This is a genomic window from Bacillus sp. FJAT-22090 (genome assembly GCF_007676755.1).
Taxonomy (GTDB): Bacteria; Bacillota; Bacilli; order Bacillales_A; family Planococcaceae; genus Psychrobacillus.
Genome location: NZ_VEBK01000011.1, coordinates 26146 through 40416, shown reverse-complemented (window position 1 = coordinate 40416; position 14271 = coordinate 26146). Strand labels below are relative to the sequence as shown.

General features: G+C 33.5%; 17 protein-coding genes. 16 read left to right on the top strand and 1 reads right to left on the bottom strand.

The annotated features are described in order from the left end of the window. The first annotated feature begins 434 nt into the window (after positions 1–434). From FS486_RS13890 to FS486_RS13875, 4 genes are all read left to right on the top strand, one after another. Entirely contained in the window at positions 435–926 is a 492-nt protein-coding gene (locus FS486_RS13890; RefSeq protein WP_144512158.1) for an NUDIX hydrolase, read from the top strand. Between the two features lie 609 nt (positions 927–1535). After that, on the top strand, positions 1536–2495 hold the full coding sequence (locus FS486_RS13885) for a helix-turn-helix transcriptional regulator (protein WP_144512157.1): 960 nt from the start codon (positions 1536–1538) through the stop codon (positions 2493–2495). Positions 2496–2570: 75 nt separating this feature from the next. Beyond that, entirely contained in the window at positions 2571–3203 is a 633-nt protein-coding gene (locus tag FS486_RS13880) for a type 1 glutamine amidotransferase family protein (protein ID WP_144512156.1), read from the top strand. A gap of 167 nt (positions 3204–3370) precedes the next feature. Beyond that, positions 3371–3637, top strand: a complete 267-nt coding sequence (locus FS486_RS13875) for a CPCC family cysteine-rich protein (RefSeq protein ID WP_144512155.1) — start codon at positions 3371–3373, stop codon at positions 3635–3637. Positions 3638–3865: 228 nt separating this feature from the next. Here FS486_RS13875 and FS486_RS13870 read toward each other — a convergent pair whose 3' ends face one another. Beyond that, positions 3866–4258, bottom strand: coding sequence for a hypothetical protein (locus tag FS486_RS13870; protein WP_144512154.1), 393 nt, complete (start codon positions 4256–4258; stop codon positions 3866–3868). A gap of 563 nt (positions 4259–4821) precedes the next feature. On the opposite strand from FS486_RS13870, the gene FS486_RS13865 reads away from it, so the two are divergent. The 12 genes from FS486_RS13865 to FS486_RS20485 all read left to right on the top strand — a co-directional run bounded on the left by FS486_RS13865 (position 4822) and on the right by FS486_RS20485 (position 13759). Continuing rightward, on the top strand, positions 4822–5406 hold the full coding sequence (locus FS486_RS13865) for a hypothetical protein (protein WP_144512153.1): 585 nt from the start codon (positions 4822–4824) through the stop codon (positions 5404–5406). Positions 5407–6315: 909 nt separating this feature from the next. Next, positions 6316–6714 (top strand): hypothetical protein, encoded by a 399-nt coding sequence (locus FS486_RS13860; protein WP_144512152.1) that lies wholly within the window; start codon positions 6316–6318, stop codon positions 6712–6714. 239 nt (positions 6715–6953) lie between these two features. After that, entirely contained in the window at positions 6954–7166 is a 213-nt protein-coding gene (locus FS486_RS13855) for a hypothetical protein (protein WP_144512151.1), read from the top strand. Between the two features lie 61 nt (positions 7167–7227). Beyond that, positions 7228–7350 (top strand): hypothetical protein, encoded by a 123-nt coding sequence (locus FS486_RS20490; RefSeq protein ID WP_260858118.1) that lies wholly within the window; start codon positions 7228–7230, stop codon positions 7348–7350. Between the two features lie 204 nt (positions 7351–7554). Next, positions 7555–8010, top strand: a complete 456-nt coding sequence (locus FS486_RS13850) for an SRPBCC family protein (protein ID WP_144512150.1) — start codon at positions 7555–7557, stop codon at positions 8008–8010. A gap of 54 nt (positions 8011–8064) precedes the next feature. Next, a complete protein-coding gene (locus FS486_RS20190) occupies positions 8065–8241 on the top strand; it encodes a hypothetical protein (protein WP_186321456.1) in 177 nt (58 codons plus the stop codon). Positions 8242–8373: 132 nt separating this feature from the next. After that, positions 8374–8952, top strand: a complete 579-nt coding sequence (gene plsY, locus FS486_RS13845) for a glycerol-3-phosphate 1-O-acyltransferase PlsY (protein WP_144512149.1) — start codon at positions 8374–8376, stop codon at positions 8950–8952. A gap of 82 nt (positions 8953–9034) precedes the next feature. Then, the gene (locus FS486_RS13840) at positions 9035–9790 is read left to right on the top strand and encodes a hypothetical protein (protein WP_144512148.1); all 756 of its coding nucleotides are present in this window, start codon (positions 9035–9037) and stop codon (positions 9788–9790) included. A gap of 470 nt (positions 9791–10260) precedes the next feature. Beyond that, complete coding sequence (locus FS486_RS13835; protein ID WP_144512147.1) at positions 10261–10689, top strand: hypothetical protein; 429 nt, start codon at positions 10261–10263, stop codon at positions 10687–10689. A gap of 422 nt (positions 10690–11111) precedes the next feature. After that, complete coding sequence (locus FS486_RS13830) at positions 11112–12125, top strand: S66 family peptidase (protein ID WP_144512146.1); 1014 nt, start codon at positions 11112–11114, stop codon at positions 12123–12125. A gap of 295 nt (positions 12126–12420) precedes the next feature. Then, the gene (locus FS486_RS13825) at positions 12421–12924 is read left to right on the top strand and encodes a ClbS/DfsB family four-helix bundle protein (protein ID WP_144512145.1); all 504 of its coding nucleotides are present in this window, start codon (positions 12421–12423) and stop codon (positions 12922–12924) included. Positions 12925–13636: 712 nt separating this feature from the next. Beyond that, positions 13637–13759 (top strand): hypothetical protein, encoded by a 123-nt coding sequence (locus FS486_RS20485; RefSeq protein WP_260858117.1) that lies wholly within the window; start codon positions 13637–13639, stop codon positions 13757–13759. Positions 13760–14271 lie beyond the last annotated feature (512 nt).

The window sequence follows — 14271 nt, the reverse complement described above, 5'->3', positions numbered from 1 at the left end:
GTTGAAAGTTAAATCAGGAATCAACTCCATTCTTCTTATAATAAAGGCAAGGCTGGTGCAGTAACCAGAGTAGGATTAATCTCCCATGAGTGCTATTCGTATAGAGTGCGACAGTCTGTGATGCACCGTGGTCGTTGGAGTCAGACTAACGGATGGGCTCTATGGCACCATAGTTCATCGACCTTCTTCGCCAGCCATACTAATCTATACCCACTCTGCAACAATTTTCATCCTCTGTGGTGTAGCTTTTGGGGTCTGAATGGATGGCTAACGGGTGCTTTAGTTAAATATGGCCATCATTTCGATGGTCTATTTTTATGTCCAAAATATTATGTTGATCTCAGATATGCATTGTGAAATGGTACACTTAAACTAAAGTAGCAGTTTAGTTGAATAAGAAATTGAAAAATCCTGTTTAAAGGGAGAGGGAAGAATTGACAACCAAATATGTGAATTGGGGAGATTCAAAAATAAAGTTAACCTGGAAGCGTGATTCACAACTTCCTCCAAGAAAGTTAATTACAAGCGTTCACGGCTTCTGTTTAAAAGAAGAAAAGCTACTTTTGGTTAATCTAAATCATAGAGGATGGGATTTTCCAGGTGGTCATATTGAACATGAAGAAACTCCTGAAGATTGTTTGAAGCGTGAAGCGTATGAAGAGGGGTACGTAACGGGAAGTATCTTTCTTTTAGGTCATATTATAGTTGACCACAATGAAAATCCAAAATGGGATACAAATAGCAATTATCCAAAGGTAGGATATCAAGTTTTCTACCGTATGGACATTGACCGACTACATGATTTTCAAGCACAGTTTGAGTCTGCTGAAAGGATTCTTATAAATCCAGGTGAAGTAATAGAATACTATCATGATTGGAACGAACTTTATCAAGAAATACTTGATTGTGCTTTAGTCATAAAGTAATTCATCTTCAACTCCCATGAAAATTAAATACACTCAAAATCAACAAAATTACATAACAAAAGAGACTCAGAAATAGCTTTTTAAAAAAGCTGAGCCTTTTAGAGTGGTTATATTAAGTTGAAAGTTAAATCAGGAATCAACTCCATTCTTCTTATAATAAAGGCAAGGCTGGTGCAGTAACCAGAGTAGGATTAATCTCCCATGAGTGCTATTCGTATAGAGTGCGACAGTCTGTGATGCACCGTGGTCGTTGGAGTCAGACTAACGGATGGGCTCTATGGCACCATAGTTCATCGTCCTTCTTCGCCAGCCATACTAATCTATACCCACTCTGCAACAATTTTCATCCTCTGTGGTGTAGCTTTTGGGGTCTGCATGGATGGCTAACGGGTGCTTTAGTTAAATATGGCCATCATTTCGATGGTCTATTTTTATGTCCAAAACATTAAGTGGACCTCAGATATGCATTATGAAATGTTACACTTAAACTAAAGGGACAGTTTAGTGGAAGAAGGAACTTCGCTGAATAGATAGAATTCATTAGTTAAACCGTTTTTAATAGTTAAGACAAAAATATAGATAATAAATTCCAAATAGAGGGAGGATTATATGCCTAAAATTGACAATATATTAGCAATTTTATGGATGCTTCGTTCAGGTAAAAAAATTACTGCAAAACAAATTTCAGATAAGTTAGAGATGAATATAAGGACTGTGTATCCTTATATTGATACACTTTCAACAAGTGGCGTACCTATAATTTCAGAACCAGGACATAACGGTGGATACACTTTATTGAACAATTTTATTGAAGCTCCACTATTCTTTGATTTTGAGGAGCAAACCTCACTATTTCACGCTGCTGTTTTTGCAGAAGAGGCCGGATATTATGGAGGTGAAGCACTAAATAGGGCTATTTCAAAGCTAAGCAAATACTCAAATCAAGAGCAGGAAACAAAGATAAACCAACATTTAACCAGTCTTGAAGTAATAAGTCGATTAAGATCCCTCTCTATGGAACCTTTCTTGAAGGTGTTGGAGCAGGCCGTAGCTGACGGATACTCTGTAAAAATTCTATACCATAAAAGTGGCGAAGAGCAATTGAATTATAGATTGGTTGATCCGTACAGAATTATTTATTGGAATAATAAGTGGTATGTGATTGGATATTGTCATCTAAGGAATGATATCCGCAGTTTTAGAGTAGATCGAATTGAAAATCTAATTCTGACCGAAAATAAGTTTATCCAGTCAGAAGATTTTTCAGCACGTGACTCTTTTATTAAAAACCTCCTTCCTACTATAGACAAGGAACGTATTAGTTCATTGGTTATTGATGGAGATAAAGGGGCGTTGGGTGATATTTGCCAACATTGGTTTTTAGGGCATTATTTACAAGAACGGACTTCAAATCAAGCAGTATTTCTTCTTGAAAAAGAAATGATACATACATATGTACCTTATTTACTTTTACCGTACGGCAAATCTATTCAAGTTATAGAGCCGATAAGTCTTAAGAAAAGACTTATTGAAGTTCTGTCGGAATTAATAAAATTTCATCAAGTATGATAACTTCCCTGACGTTAACTGTCAGGGAAGTTATTTTATAATAGGCTATATAAATTATGATTGGAGTGTTATTTGATGCAAACAAAAAAAGTTTATCTTTATGTATTCAATACGATGTCAGACTGGGAATATGGATATTTAATTGCTGAACTAAACTCAGGAAGATATTTCAAAAAAGATTTAGTACCTTTAAAAATAATTACAGTAGGAGCTAATAAAGAAATGATTACTACTATGGGAGGACTGAGCATAAAACCAGTTATTTCCCTTGATGAATGTACTTTTGAGAGGAAAGATCTTTTAATTTTACCAGGAGGGACTACTTGGAATGAAGAAATTCATCAACCTATCTTGGAAAGAATTGGCCAAGCTTTAAAACTTGGCACTATTGTTGCTGCAATTTGTGGTGCAACTGAGGCCCTTGCGAATATGGGATACTTAGATACTAGAAAGCATACAAGTAATAATTTAGAATACACTAAAATGGTATGTCCTAACTATAAAGGAGAAAAGTTCTATGAGGTGGGATCTGCGGTATCTGATGCGAATTTAGTTACTGCATCAGGAATAGCTCCTCTGGAATTTGCGATGGAAATACTGAAAAAATTAGATGTATTTGCACCTGATACATTACATTCATGGTATAAACTAAATAAGACTCATAAACCTGAATACTTCTTCCAGTTAATGAATTCATTAAACGGATAAGCTGAAAAATAGCTTAGCTGTTTTATAGTTCATGCCAATTTCCTTATTCAACTAACGGTTGCTTTACTTCAGGAAGGAGTAAAGCTTTTTTTGTTATTGAACTAAAGAAGCAGTTTAGTTGAACAAGATAGTATGGTAAAATTCATAAAAATAATCGAGGTGATTGCATGAAATATACTTGTCCTTGCTGTGGATTTAAAACTTTAGATGATGAACCAACTGATACATATGAAATTTGCAAAATATGTTTTTGGGAAGATGATGGGGTTCAATTTAGGGACCCTGATTACGAAGGTGGGGCAAATGAAGTTTCATTAAGGCAAGCACAAAAAAACTTCATTATATTCGGAGCATGTGAAGAATCCTGTATTAAATTTGTAAGAAAGCCAAATAAGGAAGATATAAAAGAACCTAATTGGAAACCGCTTGGTTAGTGATTTCTTATTAAGTTAACGGGTGCTTTACTTCAAGAAGGAGTAAAGCCTTTTTTTCTTATTGAACTAACGCGGCAGTTTAATTTAAGTGCTATTATTCACAATCTGTATTATTAAATGTCCTTTTCCTGCACACAAAAAGACTCCCACCACATGAAAAAGGAGAATGAATTCATTATGAAATCATCCCCTCAAATAGTTTGAATATGCTTATACTGATATTATTCATCAATGACTTGCTAAACGTTTTTCAAAATCCGCCTTAAACAACAGAATAGCATCAATGTTTACAGCAAAATCGTGGTCACTGATATTAAAATTAGTTGTAAACTCGTCAGACTTCTCACGAACCATAATTGTCGGACGGATATTGTCTCCAATAGCGTCCTTAGTTACAGCACTTCCATAGAAATACCAGTTAGTTTGAGTAGGCACATTTGCTTCATTCTTAGATAAGTCATTCTTTATTAATTCGCATAATTGAACCATAAAATCTTCATTAAGCTTAATGGTTTTTCCATGTTGACCATCAACAAATATATCAGCATATCCATACCAAATATTCCTGCTTGTATACTTTCCGTCATTTGAAGTGTATGTTTCATCAAACAAAATCTTCATTTCATTACCCTCCGTTAGTATAAAATTTCTTTACGCTATTATACACCAATTAGAAAATGCAAAATAGCTTGGTGTTAGTCACACTAAACTTGTAAGAATTAGGCAAAGCTAACATCATGGTAGGGTTCCTCCTAAAGTTGTGAGTTAGAATGGTGTCTAAATGGAATGTATTTTTAGACATTAAAGGCGGTCACCATAACAACGGAAAAAGGGTTGAGTGCACCGCATGATCCTGTGTTTCTTATAAACAGTATTCAGTTTCGAGTTGGAATTATTATCCAGGTGGTTTCTCTAGCATTGATATTCGTGATTTCCATATTTAAACCGTGGGGCTTGAGGACAAAGAAAAATCGGTCAAATCTGGTTTAAAAATAAAGGCTCCCCAATCTTTGTGAAGGATTACACTTAAAGTAACGGGTGCTTTAGTGAAAGAACGTTGAGCTGCTTAGGTGGCTCCTTTTTCTTATTGAACTAACGAAGCAGTTTAGTTGAAGAAGAAGGTTTTTTTTCGATTGTGTTGAATAAGTTAATTATGTAAATAATTAAACAATAGTGGGGGTTTAATGAAAAAAATAAATTTTATTAAAGTGATAATAATTAGTCTAGGAACAATTTTATTTATACTTTGGATTAGTGGATTGCTAAATCTTTGGATAAATGGAATTAGTGTTATAGCCAACGATGTTGAAGGTTATCAAATTCAATCATATCCTGTTGATGGACAATATTCTGTGAAGATTGATTTGAGTGATTTTGATAGTAATGAGGGGAAAGTGCTTTATGATGATGGGGAGAACCAAATTTACGTAGAAAAAGTATTGGTCAATGGTAATTCAGAATACGAAGTTAGTTTTAGATCTAGTGGAACTTATAGTTTAAGAGGTGCAACAGTAGTATCTGGAACTGAACACGCACATACCGAATATGGCTTTACAATGTTGAATCACGTAAACGCAACAGCAACATATCAAGGGAATTCTTTTAAAATATACCCTTCTGGTTCATCTGGTTTAAATTATCAGGACGGAGATTCATTTGGATATTATTTGTTTCCACATGATAAAGAGATAGATGTTGATATTAAAAAAGATGCCATTATAGAAGTGCAACTCTCAAATTTATATATGAATAAATGGGAGAAGAAATAAATGCTTACTTTATAATTCTTTTCAACTAACGGGTGCTTTACTTCAAGAAGGAGTAAAGCCTTTTTTCTTATTAAAGTAAAGCAGCAGTTTAGTTAAACAAGGGTATAATTGTACATAAATATTGGGGTTCTCTCTTTTTAAGTTCACTATGCTGAACTAATCTTTTGAGCAACCCTCGTCAACACGGCACTACTACTCAAAAGCCATTTTGTTTTCATTTTTTCCCACTTTTCATTTAATCTTGGAATTTTATAAACAGCAAACAGAGAATTCTAAACAAGGCATACGTTAGCTTCAAACCTCAACAAACCACAAGTATAGTCCTAAGTAATTTAACAGGCTATAGTTAAACGGCATTCTAGAAACACAAAATTGCCTCCCTTTAGGAGATCGATGAAAGTACTAGACTTTTTGGGCGAGGGGGGTGAGACATCTAATGTTAATTTAAACCAGGTCTTTTATCTAAAAGAGTATTACCCCACATCTGAATAGGTAATTTAATATATTCGACAAAGCTCCACTTATTACCTTTAAGCAAGAGCTAGCTTCAACAAATTTTGATGTTCTCTAATTTAGAGCATTTCAGCAGCAAGAATGACTTTCTTTTCTAATGTTTTAGGCCAATTATTATGTTTACAAAAACAATTTATTTATTGATTGGGCTAGGTTGTCTGATTGGGAGTTACCTTACATCCTTTTAAAGGAGATCGTAAAGGATTCTTCTTCAACTAACACAGGAAATTAATTACACTATAACTGTCATTTTTTACAAGAAAATGAAGTTTAATAATAGTAATTCAAGTTAAGGAATGAAAATGGAAAATTTATTAAAAACAGGAACCTCTAATTGTTTTAATCGTATTAAAGTAAACAGCTGATTAGTTCTATAAGAAAAAAGGGGGTAGAATTATGAAAGCGATTTATATTAGTAAAAAGATTGCACTGGGATTCTTGTTCTTGCTACTTGCTGGTTGTGTCGTTTTCGGGGGTGGGAACTTGCATTTTGAAGGAGAAAGTGACAATTGGCTAGTTAAGTATTCAGTAGTGGATAACGGGAATTCTGGTCAAGTTTCCAGCTACATTATTGACTATATAGGTGAAGGGGTAAACCCAGAATCATTCGATTACGTAGTCTCTACTAGTATAGCTAGAAGCGAACATGCAGGGACAGGAGCAAGTTTCAAAGGTAGAGGAATTCTCGAAGAGACCAATATTCAACTTGGGGCAAGGGTGCAAGAAGATGAGATTATTGTTGCTGAATTTTCCTGGGATGGTAAAACTGAAAAAGTCGTATTAGAAATAAAATAAATGGAATTCATGAATTGAAAGTAAGGTAAGTAGTTTGGTTTTTAGGGGTAAACTGGTTACTCAACTAACGGGTGCTTGTGCGGCCGAGCCTAGGTCATCACATACAGGTGAGATTCCCTTCGAAAAAGAACTAGCCATTCACTCGTAAGGAGTCTTGGAGTTGAAGAAGGAAGATTTAGTTGAAGTTGTTTGAAAAGTTTGAATGATGTTATAATTTGTATGTAAAGGGGAGATTTGAAATGGTGAAAAATAAGATTTTTGAATGGATTGGTTTTATTATTGTTATCGTCTCGATATATGCTAATGGTTCTATTCGTGCAGATGGCATTACGACTGGTACTGGAATAAACTTGAGTGTAATTGGAATAATTGCGGGTGCAATTCTTGCTTTTACTTTTTTCTTTGTTAGAAAGTTTGGAAATAAAGAAGTGCATAATAAATCGGTAAATTAACCTACTACTTTATGCAATTTCTTGTGGTGCTTTACTTTAAGAGGGAGTAAAGCTTAATTGAATGGTTCAAAATGAAATGAGTGATAAAATGAATAATTTTACAATTGCCGGTAAGCAAGAGTTAATAAATATCGAATTAAATGAAGTGTATGGTTTTCCAAATGAAACAAGTTATTTAGGTTGAATAGTATTGTTGATTATTATGGGGACTTAAAGGATAAAAAAATAAGTTGTATTTTATTGTGCTAAGGGGTGTTTTAGCAAAACATGGCCATCAATTCGATGGTCTATTTTTATGTCCAAAACATTAAGTTGATCTCAGATATGAATTGTGAAATGTTACACTTGAAAGGTATATGAAAATACATTCTTACAAAGGAGAATGCACATGCCTATTATTTTGCACAAGCAATTTATACAAGCACCTGTAGTTGTATGCTTTGACCTTGCAAGAAACGTAGATATACATACGATAACTACAGCTAAAACTAAGGAAAAAGCTGTGGATGGGGTTACGCAGGGGTTATTAGAAGAGGGAGATATTGTTACTTGGGAAGCTATTCACTTTGGTATTAAACAAAGGCTAACGGCAAAAGTAACTCATATGAAAAAGCCTACTGTATTTGTTGATATTATGGTAAAAGGAGCATTTAGTTCTTTTACGCATACACATCAATTTGTAGAAGAAAAAGGTGGAACTTTAATGATTGATACATTCGAGTATAAATCACCTTTTGGTCTTATTGGAAAGATTGCTGACAAATTATTTTTGGAAAATTATTTGACAAAGTTTATAATTTCTCGTGCAAAAGAATTAAAAAGAATTGCAGAAAATGCAAAATAGCTACTTCAAGGATTATGGAACTTTATAGTAAAACTATACACAGGGGGGCTGGTTATGAAAATTAATACATATCTAATACAATTAGCAGTTGCGATAATTGTTATTTTGGGAGGAACTTTTACCATTCGGTATTTTAGAACTAATGAACTTTTAATAGACCAAATGATTGGGGCTTCGGTTGGTGTTTTACTTCTTATTGCATCATTAATTTGGCGGAAAATAAACAAGTAATTATGTTCAACTAAAAGGGCAGGTTAGTTGAAGAAAGGGAATTAAAAATTATGATGGTAAATTGTGAAAGTAATTAGTCATGTGCAATAAATAGAAATACAGACTAAACAAACTATGTAAGGAGATAATACTTTGATCATTTTAACTTTAATTTTAAGTTATTTAATTGGCTCAATCTCATTTGCTTTAGTAATCGGTAAAATATTTTATAAGAAAGATATTCGTAAGTACGGTAGTGGTAATCTTGGTGCAACTAATGTTTATAGAGTTTTAGGCATAAAAGCAGGAGTAATTGTTGCAATTGCTGATATATTGAAAGGCACTGTTGCTTGTTTACTTCCCCTAATGCTTGGTTCTACAGTCAGCTCTATAGTATGTGGTTTGTTAGCCATATTAGGGCATATATTTTCTGTTTTTGCTAGTTTTAAAGGTGGAAAGGCTGTTGCAACAGCAACGGGAGTTTTCTTGTTTTTGATTCCTTTAGGTGTTCTTGTTGGTGTTGTTGTGTTTGTGTTAACTTTGCTATTTACTAAGTATGTATCACTAAGTTCAATGTTGGCTAGTATAGCATTATTCATTTACAGTCTTATATTTGAGGATAAAGTGATGATAGCACTTTCTCTGCTAATATGCATATCAATAATCATGCTGCATCGACAAAATATAAAGAGAATCGTAAATGGAACAGAGAACAAAATAGTTGAAAATTAGTGTTTACTCATCAAGCTAAAAAGGATGCTTTACTTCCAGAAGGAGTAAAGCCTTTTTGCTATTAATCTAAAGGAGTGTTTTTTTGGAAAAACAATATACATGTCGTTTTGATATAGATTATAGAAACGGAGATGTTGAAATTAAATTAAATGGAGAGGGTCAAGATATCTATTTTAAATTTATGATTGCATTCGTTTCAATACCTTCGTTTTTCTATGTACTTTTACAGCTATGGAATGGAAAAACGAACAAAACTGAAATAGACGGGTTCGGTTTTGCGGTGATCTATTATTTAACTGTAGAGGAGAAAAGTCTATGTATTGAACGTCTTACTTTTGACGAAAATGGTCAACCCATTTTTTACAATTATAAATTTGATTTTGAGAGATTTACTAAAGCAGTGGATAAAGGATTTTCTGGCTATCTTCAAGAACAAAGGAATGAAGGAATACTTCCTCTTAAAGTTGATGAACATACTCACCCCTTATCGAAGCAAGTAATTAAAGAATATGAAGAATTCTCGACCATCATCAATGAGGGTAAATTAAATCCTATTAGTATATTGGAATTAGAGGCGGCGGAAGGTAATATTTTGCTAGATGATTCTCATGCAAGTTTCTTTCTAAACTCTGAAAAGGAAGGTATGCAATTTATCATAAAAAGCGATTACAAAAGAGTTTATAAACTGGGTATGTTTGTTATATGCTATCGTGGAGAAGGAATAGAAGAAACAGTAGTACAAACAATATTTGAAGATATGGTAGATGCGGTTAATTGTGTGGAGTTACTAGTTCAAAGCTTAGAAAATGGTTATGGTAAAGATACATTAGGTATTTAAAAGAGGAGTAAATTTCAGTTTACGTGCGGATAGTTGACGGTTAATAACCAAGGTGGGAGTAAATTCCTTCCTGTGAATCAGTTAACTGGGGGAGTTTGTAATTAAAACGATTATGCAGGCATTTTTTTGTTCGCTATTAATACATATTGTATATTTTTTTTCTACCTATGGATGGGGATATATTAAAACGAAATTCTACAAGCCAGAGATATCGGTGGGATATGTAGCTAGGAGTCATACCGATGTGATGTTCTTTTTTATAGGTTCCCCAATAATTTTTTTAGGCACCTCGTTTTTGGGGATAGCAATAGTATGTACCTTCATTATCAAATTGACTAAGAAATATTTTAAGACACGTCGTTTTCAGTGACATAAAAATCAATTTCTTCTTCAACTAACGGGTGCCTTACTTCAAGAAGGAGTAGAACTTTTTTGCTAACTGGTTAGTTGAATAAGAAAGAGGAAATGAGGTGAAAAAATTGAATTATAATGAACTAGTGTATAAAGAGAAATATTATATTGATTTAAAAGAAGTTAAAGCAGTAAACACTAACGGATCATTGAGCGTTATTTTAAAGGGAAGCGAAAATGAAACCAATCTACTAGTATCCAACGACGTGGATGTGATACATCTGATTTTCCCCTCATACGCAACTTATTCTGTGACTTTTGAAGACTATGAGTATCATGATTATGATGAGGTATTTGATGGTACTGCTTTCAGAATCTATAAATATTCTTCCTTATTGAAGCACTTAAAGAGAAGGGCCAATCTTGATCAGCAGCAAATAAATAGAAAAAAGGAATATCAACATTATTCTTTAGCTTGTATGGAGCACCACTTAGATGTTGTTTCATTTGATATTCCTTTGGTTCGCTTTAAAAAGTTTGGAGGTTGAGAAGAAGGCAGTAGCATATGGAAGAAATTAATTAAGCTAACTGGTGCTTTACTTTTTGAAGGAGTAAAGCCTTTTTCTAATTAAACTAAAGTGGTAGTTTAGTTTAATAAGAGAAATAAATTTTGTTTCAAACGTATTAAAGGAAAGGTTAGAAGAAATTTTATAAAAGGAGTGGGGTATATGAGTGAACGAACTGGATTAAGTTTTAAAAACAAGGAATTTAGAATATGGTTTTATATCGCAGTGCCATATCTTATTATAGGAAGCTTTTTTCTGTTTATTGGCGGTCCCACCTATAATTATGTTCCATAGAACAGTATACGGCTTTTTTATGAAAAAGGAGGTTAGTGTATTAAAAGAAGTGTTTTTTAATAAATTATAAAATGTTGTTTTTACAAAAAGCGTTGGGAGAGTGGCTAAGCATGATAAAATATCCAATCTTAGAAAAAGGTGCAACAATAGGAGTAACTGCACCATCATCTGGAGTCCCAAGTGAATTACATCACTTGTTGAAATCTGCATTCAAAAGTATGGAAAAGAAAGGTTTTAACTTCATCTGCGGAGAAACTGCATGGACACAAGAAAAAGAAAAGTCTGCATCTGCTATAAAACGTGCAGAAGAGTTCAATAAAATGATGTTTAGTAATGATATTCAACTTATTATTCCTCCTTGGGGCGGAGAGCTACTTATTGAGACACTTGAATATATTGACTTTGAAAATATAAAAAGTAAGTGGATATTAGGTTATTCTGATATAAGCCTGCTACTGTTAGCAATTACATTGAAAACGGGTACTGCTACAGCACACGGAACTAACTTAGTGGATTTAAGAGGAGAGTATTCTGATGATACGACAGCAATGTGGCGAACAGTATTGTCTACCAAAATGAATGAATCGATTCTCCAACATTCATCAGAAAAATATCAAAAAGAATGGCAACCTGATAACCCTACTCCTTATATTTTCAATCTAACAGAACAAACTTACTGGAAATCAACTGTAAACAAAAAAGTTAAGATACAGGGGCGATTACTTGGTGGTTGTATTGATATAATTAGGCATCTGATTGGTACACCATATGGGAATGTACAAAATTTTAAAGAGAATTATATTGAAGGAGATTCTGTTATATGGTATTTCGAAAATTTGCAGTTATCGACAACTGAATTGCGTAGGACCTTCGTGCAAATGAAATTAGCAGGTTGGTTTGAGGATTGTAGTGGCATTATGTTTGGGAGAAGTCCAGCAAATCCAGCTGTTACAAATTATACAGTTGAAGATGTTTATAAAGAACTTTCTAAAGAGCTTCAAATACCTATTTTGTACGATATTGATTGCGGTCATGTTCCACCACAAATGACTTTTATAAATGGAGCATTCGCTGAAGTTGAATCAGATAATGGTCAAGGTACTGTGTTACAAACTTTTAAATAAAATTATAGATGTAACAGACCAAGAAGACTATGAAATGTTTCATAATTGGGTTGAGACAATGCTATATCGTACCGATATAGAACTAAATATAGTTAAACCTTATTAAACTAACGAGTACCTTAGCAAAACATGGCCATCATTTCGGTGGTCTCTTTTTATGTCCAAAATATTAAGTTGATCTCAGATATGCATTGTGAAATGTTACACTTAAACTAAAGGAGCAGGTTAGTTACATGCTTCACACTAATTACTAAAATTTATTGCACGAACATACAACAAAAAGGAGGGAATTATTATGGTGGCAAAAAGTGAAAAAGAAATTCTATTACTGAACAGCGATAAAAATTTTAAATCATTACTTGAAATAATTGAGTCAGTCCCTAGCAGAAAAAGAGGCATTTCTATTGAAACTCTTGACAGAGATAAGAATTTTCGTGATGTATTAATGCATCTGTATGAATGGCAAGTAATGCTTGAGAGATGGTATAGAGAAGGTATGGATGGAGATATTCCTTTTATCCCAGCACCTGGTTATAAATGGAGCACTATCAAGCTGCTTAATATACAAATTTGGGAAAACTATCAGGATGTAAAATTAATTCAAGCAATAAAAAAATTGAAGTTAAGCCATGAAAGAATAATGGATTTAATAAGATTACATACCAACGAAGAAATCATGACAAAAAAATATTATAAGTGGACAAAAACAAGTAATTTATACAGCTATTTTGCAGCAAACACTTCCAATCATTATATTTGGGCAATAAAAAAATGTGAAGTAATTGCAAAGTCTATATAAAAGGAAAAGGACAATTTTGTGAAATGTTACACTTAAACTAATGGGTGCTTTACTTCAATAAGGAATATTAATCAATTGTGTTGAAAAAGCATACTAGTGGTGAGTGATTCTTTCTTACTCGAACGAGTAACCTTATATTCCTCTCCTTAAATGGGACGTATTCAGCTCTGATAATCGACGTACTAACATATCATTCAAGGGATCTATACGTTTTCATTGCGGAAGAATATCCTTAAAATAATACATAATATTCAGAAAGGTATTGACATTCAGAAAAAGGTAATGATATCCTATAGTAGTTGGATATTCAAATTAGAAACGGAGGTACGGAAAATGACTACATTTAGAACTTTAAAAAATAATCGTATAATGATTTCGTGCCAAACCGCTAATTACTATTTTTGTAAATAATTAATGGACGGCATATTATGCCGTTCTTTTTCTATGAGCACACGCTTATGTAAAGAGGCGTGTGCTCTTTTGTGTGCATTTTTATAGAATTTTGGTGTTTTCACGCATTGCGTGTTGCATATATAAACAAAATAATAAGAAAAGGAGTGCTGGTGATGATGATCATGAAACAGCGAATAAAGTTATTAAAAAAGGAATCTCTTGAAAGTGGGTAGCGCCGATTGGGGAAAGGAAAACCCCATTTGACTAAAATGATGCTATTGATTTAACCGGAAAAATAATAAATGAAGGAGGAAAAAAAATGATGATACCCAAAATGAGTGGTAAACGGATTAATAAATTTGTAGGTAAAAATAAATTGGAGTTGCCAACACACTATTTAGGTGAAAAGTGGCTAACGGGAATGGTGCTAGCCACACCTTAACAATATAATTGGACTTCTCCTTAAGGAGAAAAATAATGTTTACGAATAACGATATAGAATATGTAAAGCAACGGATGGCTGACTTGGAAAAGAAAGCAGGACAATATAATAACTACCTATCTAGAAAAAAGAAAATCCAAAAATCTTTTTTGAAAAGAGTCTTGAGTTATTTTACTCTCGTAAATTCAAAATAACCTTCAGAATTGGTAACGATAAGTTGACATAAAGTGAACCTTTAATCAGTGGGGATATTACTGCCAGTTAATGCGGGATAAAGAATCCCATTGAATTCGCTACGGCGCTAGGGATGCTCCTCGTCATAAGCCAAGCAGTCTCAGCGCTGGTCTAATGACTTTGGCTACCCTTGTAAAGGCTTCTGCACTTAGTTCGCTTAGATATTCATTGGTTCGATTTATATAGATAGTAGTCAATTACCTATTCATAACTAAGAATAGGGCTCTAGATCTCTAGCGCGTGGGAGTACGCACTAGGGATCTTTTTGATTAGAAATA